Below are 25,455 nucleotides of genomic sequence, written 5' to 3'. Positions count from 1 at the left end.
CTCCCCGTTTGCTGACGCTCCGCGCTTATCGCTTCTTGGGCACGGTCAGTCGGCCCTGGTTGATGTCGACCTGGTCGCCGAGGAGCGACACGGACGCTCCCTGGCCGTTGTCCATGTGCACTCCGGTGGCGTCGATCTTCACGTAGGCGCCGCCGGGTGCCTGGAGCAGAATCCCTTCGGCGGGCACGTCGGACAGCACGATCTTGTGTTTGCCGGGCGTCTGGATGACGACGGGATGGGCGGTCGCGGGGTCGGACCGCGCGTCCTCGGGCAGTTGCTCCCGCGCGCCGAACCAGCACCCCGTCCAGATGGGGAAGCTCGGGTCCCCCTGCTCGAACTCCACCCACACCCCGGCCCCGACGGACGGCACGACGTACTGACCAGCGGGCCGCTGCTGGTCCCCGGCGAAGGGGAAGCACGGCATGGCCCACGTGCTCGGCTCGTCACCGAGCACGTCCGGCACGTCGGCGGTGATCCTGCCGATGCCGAGGGGGTCCTGGTTGTCGCGGACCCGGCCCCGGAACTTGCCGAGGAAGCGGTTGTTGGACGCAACGGCCATGTGGTGCTCCTGGTCCTTCCTGGCGGGGGCTACGGTCGAACGGTGCTGTTGCGGGCGATGAGTCCTTCGCGGGAGATCGTGAAGTTCTGCTGGAACGACCCGGGCCGGATGGTGTGGGTGACGGACTTGACGTAGTACTCGCCGTCGTAGGTCTTGCCTGCGCCGCGTACGCCGACCAGCTGGCGCGGCTGGAGGATGTAGCCGTGACGGTTGACGTCGAGCGACCCGGATCCGGAGATCGCGTCGGCCGATGTCGCCGCCCGCGCCATCGCCTCGGCCTCGGCCTGGCCCCGGTCCATCTTGGCCGTGCCGGAGAGTGTCTTCCGCTTCAGCGCGGGCGTGGGCCGCTTGCCGAGGGGCGGGCGGAGGGGGCTGATGTCCTGTTGCGGGAGGAGGGTGGACTCCCGGGTCCTGGGGTCCTGGACCCGGGCCTGGGGTTCCTCGCGGGCGGTCCCGTCGTAGGCGAAGGTGAGCTGGTCGACGGTGGAGTTGACGTCCATGTTGACGTTGAGCGCGTGCTGCGGGCGGCCGATGCGGCGCTCGGGGCCCCAGTACGCCAGGGAGGTCCCGGGGCCCGGGCCGGGTTCGAGGTAGAACGTGAACCCGTTGGCGCGGGCCAGCTCGTTGACGTACTGGAGGTCGGTGCCGGTCTGGTAGTCCACGCGCTGCTGGACGTTGGGGGTCTGCGGGATCTTCTCATCGATGATCCGGGTGCGGATCCCGTAGTCCTTGTACTTCTCGAGGATCCGCTCGACGCGTCGGGCGGGCCGGAGGCCGGGGTACCGGTCGGTGCGCTCCTCCAGGTCCATCAGCAGGGTGAGGTCCTCGCCGGTGATCGTGAGAGTCGTCTGGCCCGGCTGGTTGCTGGCACCGACCTCCTGCCGCACGATCAGCCCGTCGAGCAGGACGATCGGCGTTCCCTTGACGGCCGCCGTCATGATCACCCTGGTCCGGGGGTCGAAGAACCCCTCGGGCAGCAGGCGATCGATGATCGCGCCCTTCTTGGTCAGGTCGAAGGCGATCTGAAATCCGCTCCGCTCCCCCGCGGTCATGGTGATCTGCGCGGAGAGCAGCGCCTCGGTCACCTCGGGCGGTACGGGGCGGGTGAGCTGGGGCCCCATTCTGAGTTCGAGGTGGATGGGCCCTTGCCCCACGGGCTCGTCAGCCACGGCCTCCTCCCCCGCCGGTGAACCCGCCGGGCAGCGGAATCTCTATCTCTCGGCCCGGCTCGGCGGTCAGCTCCCGGGGATCGAGGGTGGGATTGGCATCGGCGATCCGCCACCACTGGCCGGGGTCTCCGAGGTACCGCTGACCTAGTTGGTCTGGCCGCTCGCCGCTGCTGACGGTGTGCGGGGCGGTCTCGTCTTCGGTTTCGGTTTCGCTGAGCGGCGGGAGCAACCGGCGCTTGGCGTACCGCACTTCGGTCCCGTCGGGCTGGGTGTGCACGCCGATCTCGGCATCGTGATATCGGCTGGTGCGGGGGTACGGGTGGGATCCCGGTATCCCGTCCAGCGCGCTCTCGTACGGCTCAATCCCGGCCATCTGCCTCTACACCCTCCCCAGCCCGATGTCCCCGTTGGTGAGCCCCAGCACGCTCAGCGCCCCTCCGCGTGCCGCCGCCGCGAGTCGTTCCTTCTGCGCGAGATGCGCGAGGTACAGCTCGGCGCCCCGGTGCCCTGCGGGCAGGTCGCTGATGGTCAGCACCTTGAGCCCGATGCTGAGTGAGGCCCGTATGGGGTTGAGATTCACGTCGAAGGCCGACTCGTTGATCGACAGCTCGGTGAGGCGGACCGGCATGACGCGCTTGCTCCCCCAGGTGAAGAGGGTCAGCGGCATCTCGATGGGGGTGATCTCGATGGTCCCCTTCTTCGACAGCCGCGATGCCTCTCGTAATTTGGCCGTGGTCGGCTGCACGAGCATTTCCAGCACGGCGAGCTGCGGATGGATCCCGTCGGGCGCCGCCACCTCGAACTGATCGGTCGCGTCGATCTCGGCGGTGAACTTCCACGTCTCCTGCGCGGGCCCCTTCAGTCGTAGGGCTTCGTTTCTGTCCCCGCTTCCGCTGCCGCCGCCTCCGCTGTCGGCCTGGTCGCCGGCGGATTGGGGGGCGAGGGAGCGTTCGAGGGTGTCGGGGTTGAATTGGAGGACGATGATGCGTTGGGGGGTGCCGCGGTCGGGGTCGACGATGACGATGCCGGAGCGGATGGGTTTGGGTATGTCGGCGTAACGGGTCATCACATCGGCTGCTTTCCTGAGATTAGCTCACGAATGCTGGCTGCATAATCCTTGACTTGACCTTCTTTTGCATTCCTCTCAATCTCGGAAAGCAGCCGCAGAAACTCAGGCCACAGCGCATAGGAGGAAGCAAGGATCGCCGACATTTGCACCTTCTGCTCACTGCTGCGCATGGCACGAGAGATCTCACAAAAGAACCTCTGATCGAATTCCACAGGAGCACCAACTCCCAGCCGCACCACGGATTCGGATAGCACATCAGATACGCGCGCTTCCGCCACCTTTGCGAGCAATTCCTCGACCCCCCAAGGCCGGAAATACCCAACGACTAGGGTACCGAACTCCGCGCATGCGACTGGCGAGTGGGAGATGACTCGCAAATATCGCTCACCAACAAGCGAGTCTTCAGCGTATCCGAGTTGAACATCTTCACCCGCCGACCATACCCACGCATGCACACGGTACGGTTCTTCAGTTACGTCCTCCCGAATCAATGAGAGCCCCACCCCGGAAGCGTATTTGAAAACCTTCTCTACAGGGACATCATCTCGCAGTATGAAACGCCTAGTCTGATGCAAGAGCACCTCTTCCCAAGGTTGAAAATTTCACACAAACATGCTCATTCTTTGCCGTACTGGCGACGGAGATAGTCCTGAATATTCCTTTTCAGTCTGACCTTTATGGATGATTTACTCCCGGGGTCGACATAGATGTCGGCCATCAATCCGGCATTCTCCATGGTCTTCAATATCTCATTTCTCAACCTCGTTTCCTCCGGGCCCATATTTGCATTTCCGTCACGCATGTTCGAGATATTGCGAATCAGTTGTCGCCCCGCGCGCTGCACACCCTCCCCACTGAAAGACCCACCCCTCAAGCGTTGCGAAAATGACCTCCGATCTGTATCTTCAGCGTCACGCTCCCTCAGGATTTCCGCACTCGTGATCCATGCGAACTCGTTATTCAACGGCTCCGCGAACCCCACAGTAGTAGCAGTTTCTCCGACATTCTCAATAGGAACTCCGACGCGGCGAGCTGAGACCATGGCGCGAGCCACATGCCCCCTGACATAGGCCCTCGCCGCCTCTTCAAATGCTTCCTCTTCGTTCGCATCTCTGGAGTATGCGTCATAGGTAGACCCACCATGCCCCCTCAAATTTCCTTGCTCCAGACTAATTGGATCAATCATCCCGGAGAGATCTCGGGCTGGATCTTTCTGACGACTCCTCATCATGCTCAGCCGACTCGGAATACCTTTTATCAGTTGCCTTAGTCTGCCCAGACGCTGTTGACCCCGATTGATGATCCTATCTCTTGAAATTGATCGACGACTTCCTTGACTGTCACGCCGTATTCGAGCCGCCGCAGCGGCAACGTGCACACCCGAAGGAATGAACATTTCAGTGACGGAGTCATCTGCAGGACTCTGCCAAGGCCGCCTATACGGGAAGGCCGAGGAGGCATTCGGAATCCTATTTGGCAAAAGGTGCGTCAGCGCAGTAGCCTCGACCCTTCCTTGTTCAGCCCCAAACTCCTCATCGTTGGCAACGAAATCATTGATAGCCTCCAGGGCAACCTTTAAGTGCTCATCCTCGGTCAGTGTTTCATACTGCCCTGGGGTCCTTTTCGGATTGAGCACCGCCCACAGTACCCCCCTTTCATCGCCACTGTGATAGAGGCCGGTGAGGCGATAAAACACCCGCATTGCCGCCAAAGAAGCCCGCAGCCCAGTGGCTCCGACTCCGCGCTTCAAAAGCCAAAGAAGCTTCGGCCGGATCCGCGCTACGATCTCTTCAAGGCGAACCTCTTTGGACTCTCTTGAATTCTCTTTCTTCTTACGATCGTCGCGGCGCTGCTTCTTGTGGTCCGTGCGTTGTTTCTTGCGGTCGCGCATGAGGTCGCGCTTCTTCTTGAAGAAGTCACGCATCCGCTTCGCGCTGTTCCTCAGCGCCTTGCCGACCTTGCTCTTCTTGAGCTTCCGGCCTAGCGCATTGGCGGCGTTCCTGACCTTCTTCAGCGCCGACTTGACCGTGCTCTTGACGCGGGACAGGGCGCGCCCCAGGGGGGACTTGGGCTTGCGGGGCTTGGTGCGCTTCGGGGCCTCGGTTTCCTTGGGCTTCTTGTCGGGGGTGCGGTCTTTGCCGCCGTCCGTGCCGCGGTCTGGCCTCGTCGGTGGGGTGGTCTGCTTTTCGTGGTCTCGCTCGCGCTTCGCCTCCGCCTCGTCTCGGGTGCGCTCCTTGCGGCGGTCCGGGGTGCGGCTCGGGGGGCGGTCTGGGGTGCGGCTCGCCGGGCGGGTCGGGGTCGGGCGGCGGGTGCCGCCCGGAGACGTGGTGGCGCCGGGGCGGGAGGGGACGCGGGGGCCGTTCGGCTTGGTGGGGCCCGCGGGGCGGGCCAGGGCCTGGTCGGCCTTGCGGACGGCGCCGCGGGCACGGTTGACCGCGGCGCCCGCCGCCTTCCGTGCGCCCTTGCCCGTCCTCTTCAGGCCCTGGAGGATCTTCTGGGCCATGGTCTTCAGGCGGTTCCCCACGCCCTTGACCGCGCGGCCCAGGCGGGCCAGCAGGAAGTTCGTGACGAATTCGAGCAGGGCGACCACGCCCGCCGCCACCGCCTCGGCGAAGAGACACGCGGCCGGGCCCGCCTTGACCGCCTTGAGGAAGGCGAAGAACTTCCCGAAGGCCGCGATGATCCGGCTGATGGTCTGCCAGGCCGCCATCAGGCCCTGGATGATGGTGAGGATCGCACCGGCGGCCGGGATGATCATCGAGACGAGCTTTTCGATGATGATGGTGGCGATCATCACCGGGAGCGAGGCGACGATCGCGTCCCAGGCCATCTTGGCGATCTGCTTCATCGAGACACAGCCCTTGACCAGGACGTTGATGATCGTCTTGCCGAGGCCCAGGATGCCTTCGACCTTGGTGTTGAACCACTCCTTCACCGCGACCTTGATGGCACCCCACAGGTGCTGGCTGATGCCCGTCTTGGCGGCGGTGCCCGCCTTGCTGAGCCAGCCGCCCGGGTCCGGGGCGATGTCGGCGACCAGTTCGGCGAACTGCCCCAGCAGGGCGATCGCCTTCTGGGCGAACTCGACCGCCGCGAGCAGGGCCTTGCGGTAGACCTCGATGGCGGCCTTGATGCCCGCTTCCAGGACGTCGAGGAGCTTGTTGAGGCCGGCGGCGAGGGCGTCGAGGAGGGAGTTGACGGCCTTCTTCAGGCCGTCGGCCAGCTTGTTGACGGCGGCGATCGCCTTGTCCCGCAAGCCCTCGATCGCCTTGCGGAACTTGTCGCGCAGTTCGGGGAAGGCAGCCAGCAGTACGTCCCCGAGTTTGATCAGGGCGTCCGCCAGCGCCTTGATGGCCTTGATGGCGAAGTCCCGTGCGAAGTCGATGGCCTTGTTCACAAAGGTCTTGAAGCCGTCGATGATGCCGTTGACGACCTTGCGTGCGGCGTCGAAGACCGCGGTGACGACACTGACGATCGCGTCGATCAGGTTGTTGATCTGGTCCTTGACCCAGCCGAAGAAGCCTCCGCCGCCCTCCTTCTTCTCCTTCTCCTCCTGCTTCTTCTTCTCGGCCTCCTTCTCGGCCTTCTCCCGTTCGTCGTCGATCTGCTGGTTGTCCGTGTCCTTCCTCTTGCCGATCTCCTTGTCCTGCTTGTCCTTCTCCTTCGTGATCTCGTCGTTCTTGCCCTTGTGTTCCTTCTCCGTCTCCTTGTCCGCGTCCTCGATCTGGCGGTCCTGTTCCGTGCGCCAGGTGTCCCGCTGACGCTGGGCTTCCTCGGCGGCCCTGCCCCGTTCGCCGGTCTGCTGCTCGGCGTTCCGGGCGACCTCCTGGTCGATCTCGGTCTGCTTCTCGCGCTTGGCCTGCTGCTCGCCTTGGCGCTGTTCCTGCTCCTTGGCCACCATCTGGCCGTGGGCCTGACTCGCGCCCGCCCGGATCTGCGGCCCGCGCTCCTGCTGGGTGACCGCCGCGACGCCCTCGTCCGGGGCCGGACCGCCCGCCGCCCCGGCTCCGCCACCGCGGCGGCGGCCGCCCACCGCCTTGCCGCGCAGGCGTTCGCCGGGCACATCCGGGTAGATCCGGTCCTCGCCCAGGTTCTTGGTGGTGTCCGCGCGGCCGGTCTCCTGGATCTTTGCCTGCTTGTCCTTGAGCTTCTCGGCCTGCCTGTCCGTACGCTCCGGGTCGCTCTCGCCCTCAAGCTTGATCTTGGGCGCCGGGCCGACCGTACGGTTCAGCGCCGGGTCGGTCGTGGGAACGCTGTCCGCGGCGGCTTCGATGTTGGCCGCGTCGTGTTCGTCGGCCTTGCCGTCGGGGCTGGAGGTGATGGCCGGTTTCTCCGCGCCTTGCGCGGGCTTGTCGCCTTCCGCCTTGTCGACGTCCTTGGCGCGCTGCTTCGCGGCCTGGTCCTCCGGTGTGACCTCCTCGACCTTCCCCGTCACCGGCGCTTCCGCCGCCTCCGTCGGCGGCGCGCCGGACTGCGTCTGCGGCGCGCCCGAGGGGCGTTCGCGCGTCGGGGGGTTGGCGTCGAGGCGCTGCTGCTCCTCGTTGATCTTCTTGTCGGCCGCGCCGTCCACGCCCGGCAGCGCGGCCGTGGCCTGGTCGGGAGGGAGCTGGCTGACCGTGTTGAGGGCCGTCTTCGGGTCCTGGCCCGAGACATCCGGCGGCTCCTGCTGCTTCTTCTGCGCGCCCTGTTGCCCGCCGCCACCGCCGCATCCGGCACCGGCTCCGTCCTGTTCCGCCGCCGGTTCCGGCGGGGCGCAGCCGCCGCCGTCCTTCTCCAGGGACGCCTCGGGTGCCGCCTTCGCCCCCTCGGGCGCGCCCAACTTCCCCGGAGCCTCCGCCTGTTCGCCCACGGGGCTGACGGCTGCCTGCCGGGCGGACGGGGCTCCGCCCGGGCCCGCCGCGGCCGAGGGTGCGGCGGCCGGTTCGCTGCTGCCCACCGCTCCGCCCGGGGCGGCACCCGGGCCCTGCTCCTTGGGGATCCGGCTCTTCGGTGCCGCCGCTTCCCGCTCGCCCTTGGGCGAGTCCGCGGCGCGCCGCGAGGCCGGGGAGGGGGTGCGGTCCTCGGTCGGTGTCTGCTCCGTACGGGCGCCCGCGGGAGGGGTCGCGGATGCCGCGGTGGCCGGGGAGGTCGCGCCGGATTCCGCGGGTTTGTCGGCGGCCGCGCCCGCGGGGCTGCCCTTGGCGTCCTGCCGCTCGGCCTGCTCGTCCCTGTCCTTGCGGTCCTGCTGTTCTTCCTGGGCCTCCTTGGCGTCGGGCTGTTCCTCGCCGTCGCCGGAGTCCGCGTCCTTGTCGTCGGTGTCCTGCTGCTGCTCGGGGTCCCTTTTCTCCTCCGCCTCAGGCCCGGGGTCCTGCTTGTCGTCGGTCTCCGGGTCCGGGCCGACCTCCTGGTCCACCGGTTTCTCCGGCTGAAGGTCCTTCTCGGTACGGTCCCCGGCGTCCGCCGCCGGGTTGCCCTCCGGCTGCGGTGCCTCGCCCTCGACCGGTCCCTGTTCCTGGCCCGGGGCCTTGGTCTCCGCCTCCGGCTCGTCCTCGTCCTCCTCGGACTCGGCCTCGTTCTCGCGCTCCTGCTCGATCTGCTCGGCCTTGGTCGGGGGAGGTGAGGGGAAGGTGGGGATGGCGAGCTGGGCTCCGCCGGGCACCATCTGGTCGGCCGTCGGCACCGACGAGAGGTCGAGGTCGGTCTCCGGCAGATAGTCCTCGGGCTTGAGTTCGGGCTCGCCGCCGGTGCCTCCGCCCTTGCCCTCGTCCTGTTCCGCCCCGGCGATGTCCTTGTCCGCGCCCGCTTCCAGGCCGAGCGGCTGCTCCTCCTCGCGCGGTTCGCCCTCGTCCTCGTCCTGCTCGTCCAGGCCGTGTGCGGACAGGGCGCTGTCGCGCTGGTCGGCGCGTTCGTCGACCTTCTCCGGGCGTACCGGGCCCGGCTGGCCCTTCGCCCTCGGGTCGACCTCCTCCTGCTTGGAGCCGTCGGCGGGCTTCTTCTCGTCGTCCTTGCGCTTGCGTTTGTCGGCACCGGGGGCGTTGGCTTGCTCGGGATCCGCTTCCTCCCGTTCGCGCTGCTCCTTGCGCTCGTCCTTCTGGCGTTCGGTGTCCCCCTGCTGGTCCTCGGCCTGCTCCTCGTCGGCTCGGTCGGTCTTCTCCCGCTCCTCGGCCTGCTGCTCGTCGTTCCGCTGCTGCTCCTGCGCGAAGTCCTGCCGTTCCTTGGCCCGTTCGTCCTTGCGGGCCCGGTCCTCCTTTGCGTCCTTCTTCTCGTCGGCCGCGTCCGCCGCCCGGCGCTCCGCGAGGGTCTTCGGGGCCTTGGCCGGCGCTTTCGCCTGGTCGCGCTTCTCCTCGCGCTCGTCCCGGCCCTTGCGCTCCTCGGCCTCCCGCTCGCCCTCCTCGTCCCGGCGGGTCGAGGCGCGCTCGTCCTCCAGCAGTTCGACCGCGTCCGGCACCGGTTCGGGCACAGTGGCGGGCTGTAGGCCCATGGGGAGCTGTTCGGCCTGTTCGACCAGGTCCAGCACCCGGTCGTACTCGGAGGTGAGCAGCCGCACCTCCAGCCGGTCCAGCACGGAGTCCTGTAATTGCGGTGCCATCCGGGCGAGTTGCATGCGTACGCGGCCGGAGAGGTCGGCCGGGTCGCCGCGCAGCGAGCGCAGCACGTTGTTCGCCAGGCGGTCCACCAGGGTCGCCGGGTCCAGCCGCTCGGCGCGGGAGCGGTCGGCGTCGACCGTGGCGTAGCGGAGCCAGCCGGGGGTGGACTGGGCCGGTTCCACGTCCGTGCCCGGCTGCGGTTCGGTGCCGCGTACGGACTCCTGTGCCGTGCCCTCCGCCTCCCGCTCGATGGGCTCCTGCGGCAGGCTCACCGCGCCCAGGTCGCGGCCCGCGCGGAGGGCGCCCAGGCCGTGCGGGTTCTGGACGGTGTGCAGCAGCTCGTGGGCGAGGAGGCGGCGGCCGTCGGTGGTGCCGGGGCGGTAGGTGCCCTCGCGGAAGAAGATGTCCTGGCCTACCGCCACCGCGTCCGCTCCCAGCATCTCGGTGAGCTGCCCGGCATCGCGGTCGGTGTGCAGACGGACCTGGCTGAAGTCGTGGCCGAGCTGTTCCTCCAGCTCGCGGCGGACGCTGAGGTCGAGTGGCTGGCCCGCGCCGCTGACGATGGCCTTGGGTTCGGGGGTGCGGGACTTGGCGGCGCGTTCCTTGCGTTTGCGGCGCCTGTCCTTCGCCGCCGAGTCGTTGTCCTGGGTCGTGGCTTGGGCCGTCATCGCTCCCCCCGTCCCGCGAGACCCGCGTGTACCGCCCGTGCCAGCGCCTCGCCCAGTCGGGCCGGGGAGGTTGTTCGGGGCAGGGGCGGGAGGCCGGACAGGGTGTCCACGACCGCGCCGTTGTCGGAGGACGCGAGCGGTACACCCCGCTCTCGTACGAGCCGGGTCAGCTCCGCCTGGAACGCCGCCGAGACCCGGTCCGGGTCCATGCGGGCGTCGAAGCCGTCCAGGACCAGTTCGCCGATGTCGACGCGGATCGCGGAGGTGCGCGGTGTCTCGTTCAGACCCATCCGTGGACCTCCGAGGGCGTGAGCGAACGGTCCAGCTTCAGGTACTCCGTACGGGCCGCCGCCAGCATGTGGCGCATCTGGAGGCGGTCGCCCTCCTCCGCCGCGAGGAAGGCGCCGGAGAGCGCGATGTTGCGGATCGAGCCGCCCGCGACGGTGAGTTGGGCGAGGCGTTCGGCGTCGATGTCCTTCACGGGGGCCCGGGCGGGCAGGACGCGGCGCCAGATCTCGGCGCGTTCGGTCTCGCCGGGGAAGGGGAAGTCGACGACGAAGCGGATGCGGCGCATGAAGGCCGGGTCGAGGGCCTTCTTCATATTGGTGGTGAGGATGGCCAGGCCCCGGTAGGCCTCCATCCGCATCAGCAGGTAGCTGACCTCCAGGTTGGCGTAGCGGTCGTGGCTGTCCTTGACCTCGCTGCGCTTGCCGAAGAGGGCGTCGGCCTCGTCGAAGAGGAGCAGTGCGCCGCCGCGTTCGGCGGCGTCGAAGACCTTGCGGAGGTTCTTCTCGGTCTCGCCGATGTATTTGCTGACGACCTGGGAGAGATCGATGATGAAGAGGTCCAGGCCCAGTTCCTTCGCCATCACCTCGGCCGCGAGGGTTTTTCCTGTGCCGGAGCCGCCCGCGAAGAGGGCGGTGACGCCGAGGCCGCGGCGCAGCGTCTCGGCGAAGCCCCACTCCTGGTAGACGGTGCCGCGCTGGCGTACGTGGGCGACGATCTCGCGCAGGATGCGCAGCTGCCGTTCGGCAAGGACGAGGTCGCTCCAGGCCGCGTCCGGCTCGATGCGGCGGCCCAGTTCGTCGAGGCCGATGCGGGCCTCGGTGAGCCCGGCGCGCCAGGCGAGTTCGGTGGCGTTCAGGTCGTCCTCGCCGGACAGGTCGCGGCGTACGGACGCGGCGGCGGAGCGGATGACGTGGGGCGGCAGCTGGAACTGTGCGACCAGGGAGCGGAGGTGGGGCTCCTCGACCCCGGGTACGTCGGCGAACTCGTCCGCCCAGAGTCCGTACTGCTCCTCGTCGCCGAGCGGGGGAACGGTGACCCGCTCGCCGCGTGGCTGGTCGGTCCGGCGCGGATCCTGGCCGGCGACGACGAGGGGGACGGCGGCTGAGGCGAGGAACGCGTCGGTGGCGGCGGCCTGTTCGCGGTCCATATCGCCGGTGTAGCCGGTTTCGAGGAGCAGCGCGGCGGGCAGCAGGATCGCCTCCCGCTGCCAGAGGCGGGCGAGGCGGTCGCGTTCGGCGGGGTCGGTGGGGACGTCTTCGGCCGCCATCGCGTACAGGCCGAGCCCGGAGCGGTGGGCTGCGGCCGCGGCGATGTCCGTACGGCTGCGCTGGTCGGCGCCGACCAGCTCGACGCGGAGCGGGGCGTCGGGGCGGGACTCGGCCCAACCGGCGGCGACGTGGCTCGCGGCGCGGTCGTAGGAGGCGGGGAGGGCCTGCGGGGCGGGGGCGCGGCGCAGCAGTCCGTGCAGGCGGGCGTCGAGGTAGGGCGAACCGGCGAGGAAGTGCAGGATGCGCTCGTCGATGCGGAGGCGGGTGGTGGTCAGCCGGGTGTCGTCCTCCAGCTCGATCAGCCGCCAGCGGCGCAGCGGGGCGACGGGGGTGAGCGCGCTCCAGTGGGGGGCGGGGAGCGCGGCGAGGGCGAGGGAGAAGGTGGGGTACGTACGCGCCGGGTCGCCGCTCGCGGCGGCGCAGCGGGCGGCGGCGGTCGGCTCCAGCTCGGCGGCGGCGGCCAGGAGGACGATGTCGCGCTCGAAGGGGGTGAGGCTGAAGCAGGTGACGAGTGCGTCGAGGGTGGTGGGTGTGGGTGGCGTGGCGAGGGTTGCGCCGAGAGGTGGCGGTACGGCGGGGGTGTGGGGACGGTCGGCGGGCGTCGCTGCGCCGTCGGGGTCGTGGTCTCCGGGGGGTGTTGCGGCGGCGGGGTGCGGGTGCGGCCGGGGGGCGGCGCCCGTCACGTCGGAGTGGTCGACGGGCGTCGCCGCGTCCTCAAGCCCTCGCTGCTCAGGGGGCGTTGCGCCGACGGGGCCCCGGGGGGCCGCGTGTTGCGCGCTCGTGGTGGTCTGCTCGCCGGCCGGTGCCTCGGCCGACGCGGTGGCGGCGCGGCGGGCGTGGGCGTCGACGCGGGCCAGGACGGACTGGACTGCGGCGGCCAGCGCCAGGCCGTCGTCCACTGCGGCGCCCGCCGTGCGGGTGTCGTGCGTCGTGCCCATGGCCTCCCCTGCCCCCGTCCCTCGTCGCACCGCGCCTCAGCTCTCCGTGCCGTCGGGGGACCCGGCCGTGCCCGGTCCGTCCGAGCCGCCCCGGCTGCCGCCGCGCGGCCTGCCGCGGCCGGTCGCCTTGCGGGTGCGGGCGGGTGAGGCGGCGGGCTTGGCGCCGCCGGTCTTCGTTCCGGCGCGCTTCTTCGCGGGCAGCCGCGCTCCGGCCTCGGCGGCCGCACTCTCGCCCTCCGTGGGCGCGGAGGGGGGTGACTCGGCGGCAGGCGGATCGGGCTCATCGGTGGGCCCCGGCCCCGGCGGTTCCGGGGCGCCCGGGGCGCCGAACGGGGCCACCCGCACCGTGTGCCGTTCCACCGGCTTCGCCGGGACCGGCTTCTCGCGGCCCTCGATCAGGACCAGCGCGCCCTGGTAGCAGACCGAGAGGCTGTACGGCGTCTGGTACAGCATGCCCCAGAGCTTCGAGGTCTCGTCCACGTCCATCTGCGTGGGCGTGAACCGCACCCGCTGGATCGACTCGGCCAGGTCGCTGCCCTCCAGGTATGGGGCCTGGGCGGCCTCCTCGATCACGTCCTTCGGCAGTACGGGGATTTCGTGCAGCGTGCGCACCACGCACCCGATCAGGCGCTGCCCGACCAGCTCGGCCTCGTCTCCGTAGGCGCTGATCAGGTAGTGCAGGTCCATCGCCGCCGCGGGCCGCTTGAGCAGGGTGCCGTCCGAGGCGCGCGTCGGCAGGTCGCTGGAGCGCATGGAGGCGTTGGGCGTGACCTGGTAGAGGAAGACGTTGATGGTGGGGTCGAGGGGCGGTTCGGCCGGGGGCTTCTTCGTTTCGACCGCGACCGCTATGTCGATCTCGGGGCGCAGGTTGTCGGCGATCAGACGTGCCAGGGCCTTGGTGACCGTCGCGAAGGCGAGTCCGTTGCTCATGGGTCGTCAGCCCCTCCTCTCGCCGCGCGACAAGTAGTCGTCCAGGCCGAGTGCGGGCGCGCGGCGGCCGGTCCGCTCGGGCCGCGGCGCCGGGCGGGAGCCGGACGGGTCGGCGGCGCTGACCTCCAGTCGCCCGATCTGTACGTGGACGACGCGCTCGGCGGCCTTGGACCGGCGCCGTCCGGCGGCGGCCGTGAGGGTCGCGGCGCGGTCCGGTCCGGCGGCGGGGTGCGTCGGCAGCGGTACGCCGGGGGCCGGGCGGGCGGTTGCCGGGTCCGTGGGACGGGGAGTCGGCGCCGCCGTGTGCCGCGGCCCGTCGAGGGCGTCACCGGGTGCGGCGGTACGCCGTGCGGGGCGCGGGGCGTCAGGGATGATGTGGCGCGGCCCGGGGGTGAGCGGGGTGGCGGGGCGCAGCAGCGGGGCGGGGACCGCGGGCTCGCCGGGGTGGTCCGCCTCGGCGCGCGGGGCGGGGTCGGTGTGGCGTACGACGGTCTCACGGTCGGTTCTGATCTCCCGCACGACGTGCCTCTCCGGCGCGGGTACGACGGGAGGCGGTGCCGCGAACGGGGGCGCGGGTTCGTCGAGGAGCGGTTCGGTGGCCCGTAGCGCCTCGATCCGTTCGTACGGCCCGGGCAGCCGGGGCCGTACGCGCGTCGTCGCCGGGCCGTGGGTGGCGGCGGGGGCGTGTCGCGCGATCAGCCTCTCGAAGTAGTCAGCCATCTGCGCAAAGCTCCAGGTAGTAGCGGCGCCGCAGCGGGCTGAGCGCCAGGATCTCCGGCTCGCTCCAGCCGTAGGCGGTGGCGAGCAGGTGGACGTCGAGCAGCAGGTCCCGTGCCCAGGAGTCGAGTTCGGTCCAGAGGTAGGAGGCGATGTCCAGGTCCGCCCGGGTGGCCTCGCCGCACTCGGGGCAGGACACGTTGAGCGTCACGTCGGCGGCCGGGTCGGCGGCTTCCGCGGCGTCGGCGAGCCGCCGCCGTACGGGCTCGGGGAGGGCTGACGGCAGCCGGTCGGCGGGGACCGGCTGCCCTGCCCGTACGGCGGAGAGGGTGCAGCGGGCCAGCAGATGGTGCGGGGCCTCGGGCCCGGCCGCGGCCGCCGCCTCGACGTCGGCGACGGTGGGCAGCCGGAACTCCACCACCCACTCGCCTTCCTCCACCACGAGGGGACTGCCGCCCAGCGGGCTCTCCGGCCGGGCCGCCAGGTCGTGTGCGTCGAGGTCGAACTCCATCGCCTCGCCGCACGCGCCGCACTCCACGCGGGTCTGCATCCGCTCGCCGAAGAGCGCGCGGCGCAGCGCGAGGAGATCTGCCTCCCGCTCCCCCACCGGAACCGCGCGCAAGGCGTCGGTACCGGACTCCGGGCGGGCCGCCCGGTGCAGCAGCAGGGTGCGGCCCGGGCCGTGGTGTGCCAGGCCCGCCTCCCAGAGGGCCAGCAGTTCCGCGGGCCCGGTCCCCGTGTTCACCATCCCTGAAAGCCCGTTCCGTTCCGTTGTCGCCTTACGCGGGGTGGGTGAAGGAGGGCTCCTCCGGCTCCGGAACCTCGTAATCCCGTTCCCAGCCCTCGCATTCGAGCTTGAGGCTCTGAATGGCGACCGCGTTGGCGTTGGCGTCCAGCTCGCCGAGCACCTGGTATTCGCTGGGCCAGGCCCGGTAGAGCTTGTGCGAGACGGCGACCTGGCCCGCCTCGTTGAGGACCTGGACCACGATGTCCTTGCGGAAGTCGGCGAGCGAGACCTCGGAGCCGAGTCCGGCGCCGACCTGCCAGACCTTGTTGGCCCAGCGGTCGAATTCGGGGTCGTGGGTGACGCCGCGTTCCAGGGTCACTCCCTCGAATTCGGAGCGGCCCGGGGACTTCCGGGGTGAGCTGGGGTCGCCGCCGTGCCGGTGTTTGACCACCTCGGTGGTGCGCTTCAGCGGACTGATCTTGCTGATGCCAGCGACCGTACGACCGTCCCAGAGGACCAGAAACTTGAAGTTCTTGTACGGGTCGAAGCGATGGGCGTTGATCTGAAACTCTGCCATCACATTCCTAAATCTCGAACTGTCCGGCCATCTGCTGGATCTTGACGATCACGAACTCCGCGGGCTTGACGGGCGCGATGCCGACGACGACGTTGACGATGCCGCCCGCGATGTCCTCGTCGGTCGTCGTGTCCTTGTCGCACTTCACGAAATACGCCTGGCGCGGGGTGGTGCCCTTGAAGGCGCCCTTCTCGAAGAGCGTGTGCAGATACGCCGAGGCGTTGAGCCTGATCTGCTGCCACAGCTGCTCGTTGTTGGGTTCGAAGACGACCCATTGCAGCCCGCGGCGCAGGCTCTCCTCGATGTGCAGGGCGAGCCGCCTGACCGGTACGTACTTCCACTCGCTGTCGGACGCGTCCGAGCCCTCCAGCGTGCGCGTGCCCCACACCAGCGGGCCGACCAGGGGGAAGGTGCGCAGGCAGTTGATGCCGAGGGGGCTCAGCAGCCCGTTCTCGCGGTCGGTCAGCTTGACGGTGAGCGAGCGCACCCCGGCGAGCCGCGCCTCGGTGCCGGCCGGTGCCTTCCAGACTCCGCGCTCGCCGTCCGTGCGGGCGATGACGCCCGCGAGCGCGCCGGACGGCGGGAAGGACCGCAGCCGTCCGGTGAGCGGGTCGGTGAGCTGGAGGTGCGGGAAGTACAGGCCCGCGTAGTTGTTGCGTACGGGCTCGAAGGCACCGATCCCGGCGCGCGCGGCGTCCACGCTGCCCCAAGCCGATGGCGAGTCGACGAGCAGGAAGATGCGGCGTTCCTGGCAGAGCCGCTGGGCGGCCGAGATGACGGTGACCATGTCGTCGACGGACTCGTACGAGGCGAGCTCCGGCAGCGACAGCAGGTTGACGTCCTCGATGTCGCGCAGCGCCTGGAGGCCGGTCTTGCGGGCCTCGCTTCCGATGAGGTCGCCGGGGCCTGGCAGGCCGCCGTCCTCGCCGCCGGTGAGCGGGAAGACGGGCGGATTGACGGAGGCTTCGAGGCCGAGGTCGTTGGCGCACTCCCCCAGGAAGCGCACGACGTCGTCGGGGTCGACGGACCCGGCGACGACCTGGAGGCGGCGGCCGAACGCGGTGACCTGCGCTCCCGCGTAGGCGTGCTTGCCGGGGGCGTCCGGCAGCGCGCGCAGCTTGTGTTCGAGGAGCAGGGCGAGTTCGGTGATGTCGCAGGGCGCCTCGCCGTCGCAGTCGGGGTCGTAGAGCGTGAACGCGCGCTCGACGTCGCCGATCTTGACGGTCAGTTCGACGTTCAGGTCGGGGAGTTCGGCGGCGAACCTCTTGGACACGGTGCCGGACGGGTCCGGGCGGCCCTCGCCGACGGCCTTGACGCGGATCAGGCCGGAGCCGGAGCCCACGACCGTCTCGACGTAGCGGCCGTGCCCCGGGTCCATGGACAGGCCCGAGAAGGTCTCGCGGGCGGTGCCGCGTGCGTCGAGGACGTGGAGGTTGAAGGTCTCCTCGGGGCACCCGGTGTCATAGTCGACGGCCAGCCGCAGTCCGGAACCCCATACTCCGGGCTCTTTGGCGTGCACTTCGAGTACGGGGCACTCGCTGTGCCCTTCGGTGGAGTCGAGCGTGACGCAGGCCGCCTTGCCGGTGCCCGCCTTGGCCACGCGCACGATGACGGCGACGGTCCCGCCGTTACCGAAGAACTGGTGCACGGCGTAGCCGACCGCGCTCTGCGAGGTGAGCCCACCGAAGCGGCGTTCGAAGTCGGCGAAACTGGTGATCCGCACGGGTGTGTTCAACGGGCCCCGGCGGGTGTGCCCTACGAATGCGGTGACCGATGTGGTGACCGAGGCGACGGTACGTACGCTGCTGGGAAGTTCTTCGACGTACACGCCGGGATAGCTCGCTTGTGTCGGCATTCCCCCTCCATTCTCTGCGCGCATCAAGAGATGAGGAGAGGAAGTGAAGAAAGCGCAAGCACGGTGCCGTCATGCACACACTTCCTCCATTGGTTCCCCCGTCGCACACCCCTCGCGAAATCGGCATCGCGAGGCCCAGCACGTTGCTTGCTGCCCCTGATGCATGAGTGCCTCTTGGAGTTTCGAACGAGGCTGAATGAGGGTCAAGCAGACTTTCCGGCCATCTGATACAGCGGGGAGACGCGGAGGATTCTCGGCCGATGTCGACCGAACGAGAGCCATATAGCCTGACGTATCCCACCTCGCCAGACATGATCAATTAATTGACGGGAGCGCCGGGACGAAAGAATCAAGCCGAATAACTCGCCCATCGGCGCGCCAATTTGTGACCATGAAGGCGCCCGAGATAACACCCTCTAAAGGATCATGATAGCTCGCGATTCAGAGAAGCGGAACGCGCCCGGTGGTCCGACCAATGGCATAGCGGAGATACCCCTCAGGCGTCCTGCGGGTACCAGCGCAGTTCCACGGTGTTGCCGTCCGGGTCCCGCACATAGACCGAGACCGCGGTGCCCCGGGCGCCGAAGCGCTCGCCGGGACCGCCCAGCACCGTGAAGACGCCGGAATCGATGACCTGCTGCCAGTCGAGCGGCTCGACCACCAGGCAGATGTGGTCGACATTGGAGTCCTCCGGCCGCCCGTCACCGCCGGGCGCCTCGACGAGGTCGATGATGGTGGTGGGGCTCACCCGCACGGACGGGAAGGAGGTCTTGCCGGCCCTCCACTCCTCCACCCGTACCGGTTCCAGCCCCAGCGGGCCGGTGTAGAAGGCGAGCGAGCGCCCGATGTCGGCGACGTTCAGGACGAGGTGGTCGAAGGCGATCACGCGCATGGGTATCTCCGCAGTTCAGGGGCACCGGAAGGCGCCGGGGACTTCAGCATCACCGAGCAGACATCCATCGGTCCAACACATACTTGTCATGCGATCCATCGTGTTTCACGATGGATCGCTGGACCTCCAGCAGATGCGCTACGTCCTCGCGGTGGTGGAGACCGCGGGCTTCACCCGCGCCGCCGAACGATGCCACATCGTCCAGTCCGTGCTCAGCCACCAAGTGGCCCGGCTGGAGAAGGAATTGGGCGCCCGGCTGTTCGAGCGGACCAGCCGCCGGGGGTGGCTGACCACCGCCGGGGAGGCGTTCCTGCCCGCCGCCCGCCAGGCCCTGGAGGCGGCCGAGCGGGCCCGGGCGGAGGTGACGGCGGCCACCGGGGAGATACGGGGCAGGCTGGCCGTGGGGTCGATCCCCACCGTGGCGGCCGTCGACCTTCCGGCGGCGCTGCGGGACTACCGCGCGCGCTGTCCCCAGGGTGCGGATCAGCCTGCGGGTCGACTCCAGCGAGCAGCTCGTCGAGCAGGTGCGCGACGGCGGGCTGGACGCGGCGTTCCTCGGCGTACAGCCCGGATTCCGGCCGCAGGGGGTCCGTGACCGGGAGCTCGCCCAGGGGCAGCACGTCGCCGTGGTCGCCCCGGACCACACGCTCGCCACGGAACACGAGGTGGACATCCACCGCCTCGCCGAGGAAGTGTTCGTGGACTTCGCCGACGGCAGCGCCGCGCGCGCCCAGTCGGACGAGGCGTTCGCGGCGGCCGGTCTGCGGCGCGAGGTCGCCTTCGAGGTGTCCGGCGTCGAGCTGATGGCCCGGATGGTCCGCCATGGCCTGGGCATCGCCCTGCTGCCCGCGGCGTTCGCCGCCGAACTGCCCGGCCTGCGGAGTGTGCCGGTCACTGGCGGTCCTGTACGGGTGGAGCGCCTGGTCTGGAGCCGGTTCACCCCGTCCCCCGCGGCCGCCGCCTTCCTCGACCTGCTGGGCATGGACGCGTCGTCTCCCGCCGCATGACCGCCCGCCGCGTCAGGTCCGCCCCGCGCCGCTCGTACGTGGCGGAAGGAGGGGGTCGGTAGCATCGCGGTGAACCGGCAGCAGTCAGCCAGCCCGTGAAGGAGTGCCGACGTGCGACTCAGCCCGCGAACCGTGCGCGAGATCGATTCGCCGATGGGTGCGACGTACGCCCTGCTGGCGGGGCGCAGTGGCGAGCGGCCTCTGCTCGATCTGGCGCAGGCCGCGCCGAGTTACCCGCCGGCGGCGGAGATGGTCGAGCACGTCGCCACGGTGGCGCACGAGCCCAACGGCGCCGCCTATGTCCCGGCGCCCGGGCTGCCCCGGCTGCGGGAGGCGTTCGCCGCGGATCTCGGCCGGGCGTACGGGAGCCCGGTGGGGGCGGACCAGATGGTCGTCACGGCGGGGTGCAACCAGGCGTTCTGCCTCGTCACCCAGGCGCTCACCGAGCCGGGTGACGAGGTCATCGAAGTCCTGCCGTACTACTTCAACTACGACATGTGGCTGCGCATGAACGGCGTCGTGCCGCGCTACCTCGACCCCGGGCCCGGGCTGGTGCCCACTCCGGACGCGGCCGAAGCGCTCATCACGCCGCGCACCCGGGCGATCGTGCTGGTCACCCCGGGCAATCCGAGCGGTGTCACCCTTCCGCCCGAGGTGCTGGCGGGGTTCTACGAGGTGGCGAAGCGGCACGACATCGCGCTGGTCGTGGACGAGACGTACCGCTCGTTCCGGGACACCGCGCACCCGGCACACGAGCTGTTCGGCGAGCCGGACTGGGCGGGGACCCTGGTGAGCCTGCACAGCTTCTCCAAGGACCTCGCCATCCCCGGCTACCGGGTGGGCGCTGTCGTCGCGTCCCCGGAGCTGAACCGCGAGGTGATGAAGCTGCTCGACTGCGTGGCGATCTGCCCTCCGCGGGTCGGGCAGGAGGCCGCCTGGGCCGGACTGACCGCGGCCCAGGGGTGGCGGGCGGAGCGGGCGGAGGAGATGACGGGGAAGCGGCGCTGGCTGGAGAGCGTGATGGCCGACCGGCCGGGCGGTTTCGAGCTGCTGAGCTGCGGTGGGTTCTTCGGCTGGGTACGCCACCCGTTCGCCGGGCGCGGCACCGAGGATGTCGTGCGCGACCTCGTGACCCGCTACGACACGCTGGTCATCCCCGGCACCGCCTTCCTGCCCGACGACCGGCAGGTGTTCCGGGTCAGCTTCGGCAACGTCGACCGGGCCGGGCTCACCGACTTCGCCGGGCGGCTCCGGCTGATGGCCAAGGACGTCCTCGGCTGACCCGGAGCGACCCGTCAGGCGGTCTCCAGGTCGCTGGTGTGGGTCTCCTTCAGGAACCACACGCACAGTGCTGAGGCCAGGGCGACCACCACGATGTAGCCGGACACCGGCACCGACGAGCCGGTGGAGGCGACGAGCTGGGTGGCGAGGAGCGGGGTGACGCCACCGCCGACGATGCCGCTCGCGTTGTACGCCACGGACGCGCCGGTGTAGCGGTAGCGGGTGGCGAACATCTCGGGGAGGAACGCGCCCATCGGGCCGTACAGCGCGGCGAAGGCGAGCATGCCGACGGCCATCGCGAGCCCGATGAGCAGGGGCTCCCCCGTGTTGATCAGGGCGAACATCGGGTACGCCCACAGCGCGGCCAGCACCCCCGCGCTCAGGCAGACGTTGCGGCGGCCGACCCGGTCGGAGAGGACGGCCAGCAGCGGGGTGGCAACGCCCAGGACGAGCGCCGCGGCCATCGCGCACAGCAGCAGCATGTCCTTGTCGAGGTCCAGCACCGTGGTGCCGTAGGAGAGCGCGAAGGTGGTGATGGTGTAGAAGAGCGTGTGCGCCAGGATGAACGCGCAGGTCGCCAGGGCCAGGGTGGCGCCCTGACGGCGGATCACCTCGACGATGGGCGCCTTGGCCCGCTCGTGCTGTTCCATCGCCTTCCGGAACACCGGTGTCTCGGCGATCCGCATCCGGATGTAGAAGCCGACGACCACCAGCGCCGCGCTGGCGAGGAAGGGGATCCGCCACCCCCAGGATTCGAAGGCCGCGTCGTCCATCACCCGGCCCAGCAGCAGGAACGAGCCGCCCGCGGCGATGAAGCCGATGGCGGGGCCCATCTGCGGGAAACTCGACCACAGCCCGCGCTTGTCGCGGGGCGCGTACTCGGTGGCCAGCAGCACCGCGCCGCCCCACTCGCCGCCCAGACCCACCCCTTGCAGGAACCGGCACAGGACCAGCAGCACCGGGGCCAGGATCCCGACATCCCGGTAGGTGGGCAGCAGTCCGATGGCGACCGTGCCCGTGCCCATCACGAGCAGGGAGGTGACCAGCATCGTCTTGCGGCCGGTGCGGTCGCCGAAGTGGCCGAAGATCACTGCGCCGATCGGGCGGGCCACGAAGCCGACCCCGAAGGTGGCGAACGCGGCCAGGGTGCCCGCGAGCGCGGAGAAGGTGGGGAAGAACAGCTTGCCGAGGACGAGCGCGGCGGCCGTTCCGTAGATGTAGAAGTCGTAGAACTCGATGGCCGTTCCGACGAAACTGGCGACCGCGATCCGTGTGGCGGACACCGTACGGACGGCGGGTGGGGCGATGGTGGACATGGCGGCGGCTCCCGGGTGACCTTGGACTGCGGTCGGAGTATGGGGCGCGGCGGCGGGGCACGCCACCGCCTGCTGTCGGGAATCGGCCGGGTGCTTTCCTCGCTTTGTCGAAGGTGACTCACCCGTGGTCCGTGTTCCGCATCAGCGCGTGGAGGCGGAGCCCGAGGTGGAGGGCGAGCCGGTGGTCGCCGTCGGCCAGGTCAAGGCCGGTGAGTTCCGTGATGCGCTGGAGCCGGTAGTAGAGCGAGGTGCGGTGGAGGTGGAGGGCGTGCGCGGTGCGCGGGGCCGAGCCGCCGTGGTCGAGGTAGGCGGTGAGGGTTTCGGTGAGGCGGCCCGACGGGTCCCGCGCGAGGAGGGTACGCAGCGGCCCGGGCAGCAGCGCGGAGGTCAGGCGATCGGGCGGGAGCAGCGACAGGGGGGCCAGCGCGCCGAGTTCCTCCCAACGGACGATGCCGTCGCCGCCGGGCCGCACACCGGCTGCCCGTGCGGCGCCGACGGCCTGCTCGTACGACATCCACGCCGCGTCGGCGCCGCCGTCCACGGTCTCGCCGATCCCCGCGACGCACTTCCCCGCCCCGGCCAGCACCGACCGTGCCTGTTCGAGGAGGGCCGACGCGCGGGCGCGCAGCGGCTCGTGCGGCAGGGGGCGGTCGGAGAAGGTCAGCAACACGCCGTGCGGGCCGAGGAGGCAGAACTCGGTCCGCCACGACCGGTCGGCCGCGACCCGCTCCAGCGCCGTACGCAGCGCCACCTCCACCGCTCCCCCATGGCCGGCCGGTGGATCACCGGCGATCCGCGCGACGGTGACGGTGGCACAGCGGGACGACGGCAGCCAACCGCCGTGTGCGAGCGCGTCCCGCCCGGTTTCGCGCACGGTGGCCGAGGGGTCCAGCAGCTGGCGCAGCGCTCGTTCGCGGGCCATGCGTTCGGTGTCGTCGGCGGCGAAGTCCTGGTACATCAGGGACGCGAGGGTGCGCGTGGCGGCGGTGACGGCGTCGATGCTGGAGCGCGGGAGCGTGCCGTCGGGGTCGATGACGACGAGCAGGCCCAGCAGGTGGTGGCGCCACCGGATGGGTGCGCACAGCCGGGCCCGCATGCCGAGGTCGGCGCGTGGCGGGATGACACCGGGCTCGGTCCAGCGGTCGACGCCCTGGGCGAGGATGTGTCCGGCGGCGGCGCTTCCCGCGTCACGCTGCAACACGGCGCGCACCCGCACCTGGTCCTCGTCGCCGAAGTGGCGGCTGGCGCAAAGAATGTGAACGCGTGGATCGTTGACCGCGACGGAGCGGCCTATGCGCTCCGCCAAGTCGTCCACGACGTCCTGGAGTCGTCCTCCGGGCATCGCGCATCACCTCCCGCCGGACGCTGCCCTTGGAAGATCATTACGCATGTCCGCCGCCAGGTGAAGGGTTATGACCTGGCGTTTTCTACAGATCGAGGATCCGGTACGGCAGGTTTGCGACGGTCGTCGGTGGTCCGGACGCCTCGCGAGGCCCACGATCGGGCCATGCGCAGGGGACGACTGGAGGGCCGCACCGCGCTCGTCTTCGGGGCCGGTTCGAGCGGTGGCGGAGTGAGCAACGGCCAGGCGGCCGCGCTCGCGTTCGCCCGGGAGGGCGCGCGTGTCGCGGCGATCGACATCGACGCGGACCAGGCGCGCCGTACGGCCGAGGCGATCACGGCCGAGGGCGGTGAGGCGCTGCCCCTGACGGCCGATGTGACGGTGGAGGAGCAGGTGACCGCCGCCGTCGTGGCGGCCGAGCGCGCCTTCGGCGCCCCGACGGTGTTGCACAACAACGTCGGCGTGGCCCGCTTGGGCGATGTCACGGCGCTCGATCTCGCCACGTGGCGGTCCGCCCTCGCGGTCAACGTGGACGGTGTGTTTCTGGCCTGTAAGCATGTGCTGCCCCGGATGGTGGCGGCAGGTGGTGGCGCGGTCGTCAACGTGTCGTCGATCGCCGCGATACGCGACACCGGCTATCCGTACCCCAGCTACAGCGCGGCGAAGGCGGCCGTCAACCAGCTCACGGTCGCCCTGGCGCTGCGCCACGCGGCCGACGGCATCCGGGTCAACGCCGTCCTGCCGGGCCTGATCGAGACCCCGCTGGTGGCCCGGCAGATCGTGGCCGATGCCGACGACCCCGAGGCCGCGCTCGCGGCCCGTCACGCGGCGAGCCCTACCGGACGCATGGGCACCCCGTGGGATGTCGCGGCGGCCGCCGTCTTCCTCGCCTCCGACGAGGCGGCGTACATCAACGGCGTGTGCCTTCCGGTGGACGGCGGTCTCACGGCGCGCTGCTGAACTCCCCTCCACAGGCGGCTGATTGACGATCCCGCCCCTGACGCAACGGTGATGGTCTGTGCGAGTATGACCGGCGATGTCGCACGGCATGTTCGCTCGGGGAGGCTGGACATACGCGCATACGTGACCCTTCTGCGCCGGCCGGAAGTGGCCCGCCTGGCCGTCTCGGCCGTGACGACCCGCATCACCGCGCCGTTGCTGAGCCTGGGGCTGCTGCTGGCGGTGAACTCCTCCCTCGGCTCGTACGGTTCGGCCGCCGGGGTGCTCTCGGGGTACGCCGGGGCCCTGGCCGTGGCCGTTCCGGTGGCCGGCCGGCTCGTGGACCGGCTGCGGCCCCGCCGGGTCCTGGCCTGCTGTCTGCTGGCGAACCTGGCCGCGTACGCGGTGCTGCTGTGGGCCCTCACCCGGCACGCCCCGGTGGGGGTGCTGATCGCGAGCGCGGCGGCGCTCGGCGCCACCACCCCGCCCTCGGGCCCGGTGGTGCGCTCCAGCTGGCCGGTTCTGGTGTCCGGGGAGCAGCTGAAGACGGCGTTCGCCCTCGACGCGGTGCTCAACGAGGTCATGTTCGTCACCGGCCCACTGATCGTCTCGGGCCTGGTGGCGTTCGCGTCCCCGGACGCCGCGGTGGTGTTCGCGGCGTGCGCCACGACCGCCGGAGTCCTGCTGCTGATGACGGTGTCCTTGCCGCCGCCGAAGGCGGAGCGTGCCGAGCGGCGTCTCCTCGGTCCGCTGTCCCACGGGCAGGTCCGGGTGCTGCTCGGCATCGTCGTCTGTGACACCGTCGCGTACGGCGGAATCGTCGTGGCGGTCGCGGCGCTGGGCGGCGGGGACGGCTCGGGCGGTGCGTCCGGTGTGCTGTTGAGCGTCCTGTCGCTGGGCACGGTGATCAGCGCGCTGATCTACGGGGCGCGCGAACGCAACGGACGTCCAGGGCCCCAACTCGCCCTGTACCACGCCGCGTCGACGGCCCTGCTCCTGATCGGCGCGCAGGTGTCCCATCTGGTGTGGGCCGCTCTGATCCTGCTGGTGGTGGGCGCGGTCGGTGGCCCCCGGGACACCCTGCACCAGGTCGTGCTGGGCGAGGCCGCGCCGGAGGAGTACCGCACCGAGGCGTTCGCCTGGATGAGCACCTTCATGTGGGCCGGTTACGCGCTCGGCACGTCGCTCTCCGGGCAGCTCGTCAGCGCGAACGGCGGTTCCCACACCTGGGCGTTCATCGGCGCCGCCGCAGCGGCGGGCCTGGCTTCGGCGGTGTCGTTGCTGGTGCGCCCGGTCCTGGCCACGACCGGTACGGCGAGCGACGTTATCGGTTAGAGCCGGGCGCTG

Annotated in this window: 19 protein-coding genes and 1 pseudogene; 4 read left to right on the top strand and 16 right to left on the bottom strand. The window is 70.2% G+C overall.

Annotated elements, in window-relative coordinates; genetic code table 11:
• Positions 1–25: 25 nt before the first annotated feature.
• The 14 genes from ACH4TL_RS37165 to ACH4TL_RS37100 all read right to left on the bottom strand — a co-directional run bounded on the left by ACH4TL_RS37165 (position 26) and on the right by ACH4TL_RS37100 (position 18,223).
• Positions 26–559 carry a phage baseplate assembly protein V gene (locus ACH4TL_RS37165; RefSeq protein ID WP_398328021.1) on the bottom strand — a complete coding sequence of 178 codons (534 nt, stop codon included), beginning with the start codon at positions 557–559 and terminating at the stop codon, positions 26–28.
• Positions 560–588: 29 nt separating this feature from the next.
• Positions 589–1,728 (bottom strand): hypothetical protein, encoded by a 1,140-nt coding sequence (locus ACH4TL_RS37160; RefSeq protein WP_398328018.1) that lies wholly within the window; start codon positions 1,726–1,728, stop codon positions 589–591.
• Positions 1,721–2,101, bottom strand: coding sequence for a hypothetical protein (locus tag ACH4TL_RS37155; protein ID WP_398328015.1), 381 nt, complete (start codon positions 2,099–2,101; stop codon positions 1,721–1,723). The genes ACH4TL_RS37160 and ACH4TL_RS37155 overlap by 8 nt, the downstream gene beginning before the upstream one ends.
• Positions 2,102–2,107: 6 nt before the next feature.
• Positions 2,108–2,794, bottom strand: a complete 687-nt coding sequence (locus ACH4TL_RS37150; protein ID WP_398328012.1) for a hypothetical protein — start codon at positions 2,792–2,794, stop codon at positions 2,108–2,110.
• Positions 2,794–3,300 (bottom strand): hypothetical protein, encoded by a 507-nt coding sequence (locus ACH4TL_RS37145; protein ID WP_398328009.1) that lies wholly within the window; start codon positions 3,298–3,300, stop codon positions 2,794–2,796. The genes ACH4TL_RS37150 and ACH4TL_RS37145 overlap by 1 nt, the downstream gene beginning before the upstream one ends.
• A 113-nt stretch (positions 3,301–3,413) precedes the next feature.
• A complete protein-coding gene (locus ACH4TL_RS37140; protein WP_398328118.1) occupies positions 3,414–10,031 on the bottom strand; it encodes a DUF4157 domain-containing protein in 6,618 nt (2,205 codons plus the stop codon).
• Positions 10,028–10,321, bottom strand: a complete 294-nt coding sequence (locus ACH4TL_RS37135; protein WP_398328006.1) for a hypothetical protein — start codon at positions 10,319–10,321, stop codon at positions 10,028–10,030. Before ACH4TL_RS37135 ends, ACH4TL_RS37140 begins: the two co-directional genes overlap by 4 nt.
• A complete protein-coding gene (locus tag ACH4TL_RS37130) occupies positions 10,312–12,525 on the bottom strand; it encodes an ATP-binding protein (protein ID WP_398328003.1) in 2,214 nt (737 codons plus the stop codon). The genes ACH4TL_RS37135 and ACH4TL_RS37130 overlap by 10 nt, the downstream gene beginning before the upstream one ends.
• Positions 12,526–12,561: 36 nt before the next feature.
• Entirely contained in the window at positions 12,562–13,455 is an 894-nt protein-coding gene (locus ACH4TL_RS37125) for a DUF4255 domain-containing protein (RefSeq protein WP_398328000.1), read from the bottom strand.
• Positions 13,456–13,461: 6 nt separating this feature from the next.
• Positions 13,462–14,175 carry a hypothetical protein gene (locus tag ACH4TL_RS37120; RefSeq protein WP_398327997.1) on the bottom strand — a complete coding sequence of 238 codons (714 nt, stop codon included), beginning with the start codon at positions 14,173–14,175 and terminating at the stop codon, positions 13,462–13,464.
• Positions 14,168–14,920, bottom strand: a complete 753-nt coding sequence (locus ACH4TL_RS37115) for a hypothetical protein (RefSeq protein WP_398327994.1) — start codon at positions 14,918–14,920, stop codon at positions 14,168–14,170. Before ACH4TL_RS37115 ends, ACH4TL_RS37120 begins: the two co-directional genes overlap by 8 nt.
• Positions 14,921–14,951: 31 nt before the next feature.
• Complete coding sequence (locus ACH4TL_RS37110; RefSeq protein ID WP_055554563.1) at positions 14,952–15,476, bottom strand: phage tail protein; 525 nt, start codon at positions 15,474–15,476, stop codon at positions 14,952–14,954.
• Between the two features lie 7 nt (positions 15,477–15,483).
• Positions 15,484–17,331, bottom strand: a complete 1,848-nt coding sequence (locus ACH4TL_RS37105; RefSeq protein ID WP_398327990.1) for a phage tail sheath family protein — start codon at positions 17,329–17,331, stop codon at positions 15,484–15,486.
• A 496-nt stretch (positions 17,332–17,827) separates the two neighbouring features.
• Complete coding sequence (locus ACH4TL_RS37100; protein ID WP_398327987.1) at positions 17,828–18,223, bottom strand: VOC family protein; 396 nt, start codon at positions 18,221–18,223, stop codon at positions 17,828–17,830.
• A 118-nt stretch (positions 18,224–18,341) separates the two neighbouring features.
• On the opposite strand from ACH4TL_RS37100, the pseudogene ACH4TL_RS37095 reads away from it, so the two are divergent.
• Both ACH4TL_RS37095 and ACH4TL_RS37090 read left to right on the top strand, forming a co-directional pair.
• Positions 18,342–19,230: pseudogene (locus ACH4TL_RS37095) on the top strand (LysR family transcriptional regulator).
• Positions 19,231–19,341: 111 nt separating this feature from the next.
• Positions 19,342–20,511: an aminotransferase gene (locus ACH4TL_RS37090; RefSeq protein ID WP_398327984.1), complete on the top strand. Its 1,170-nt coding sequence runs from the start codon at positions 19,342–19,344 to the stop codon at positions 20,509–20,511.
• Positions 20,512–20,525: 14 nt separating this feature from the next.
• On the opposite strand, the gene ACH4TL_RS37085 is transcribed toward ACH4TL_RS37090, so the two are convergent.
• Entirely contained in the window at positions 20,526–21,827 is a 1,302-nt protein-coding gene (locus ACH4TL_RS37085; protein ID WP_398327981.1) for an MFS transporter, read from the bottom strand.
• 118 nt (positions 21,828–21,945) lie between these two features.
• Positions 21,946–23,169, bottom strand: coding sequence for a PucR family transcriptional regulator (locus ACH4TL_RS37080; RefSeq protein ID WP_398327978.1), 1,224 nt, complete (start codon positions 23,167–23,169; stop codon positions 21,946–21,948).
• Positions 23,170–23,334: 165 nt separating this feature from the next.
• Between ACH4TL_RS37080 and ACH4TL_RS37075 the strand changes: the two genes are divergently transcribed.
• Together ACH4TL_RS37075 and ACH4TL_RS37070 are read left to right on the top strand one after the other, a co-directional pair.
• Positions 23,335–24,129 carry an SDR family NAD(P)-dependent oxidoreductase gene (locus ACH4TL_RS37075; RefSeq protein ID WP_398327975.1) on the top strand — a complete coding sequence of 265 codons (795 nt, stop codon included), beginning with the start codon at positions 23,335–23,337 and terminating at the stop codon, positions 24,127–24,129.
• Between the two features lie 123 nt (positions 24,130–24,252).
• Positions 24,253–25,443, top strand: a complete 1,191-nt coding sequence (locus ACH4TL_RS37070) for an MFS transporter (protein ID WP_398327972.1) — start codon at positions 24,253–24,255, stop codon at positions 25,441–25,443.
• Positions 25,444–25,455 lie beyond the last annotated feature (12 nt).

Source organism: Streptomyces sp. NPDC021115 (assembly GCF_044333065.1).
In the GTDB taxonomy this organism is placed as follows: domain Bacteria; phylum Actinomycetota; class Actinomycetes; order Streptomycetales; family Streptomycetaceae; genus Streptomyces.
Note: the sequence above shows the minus strand (reverse complement) of the source record. Positions and strands in the feature narration are given on the sequence as shown.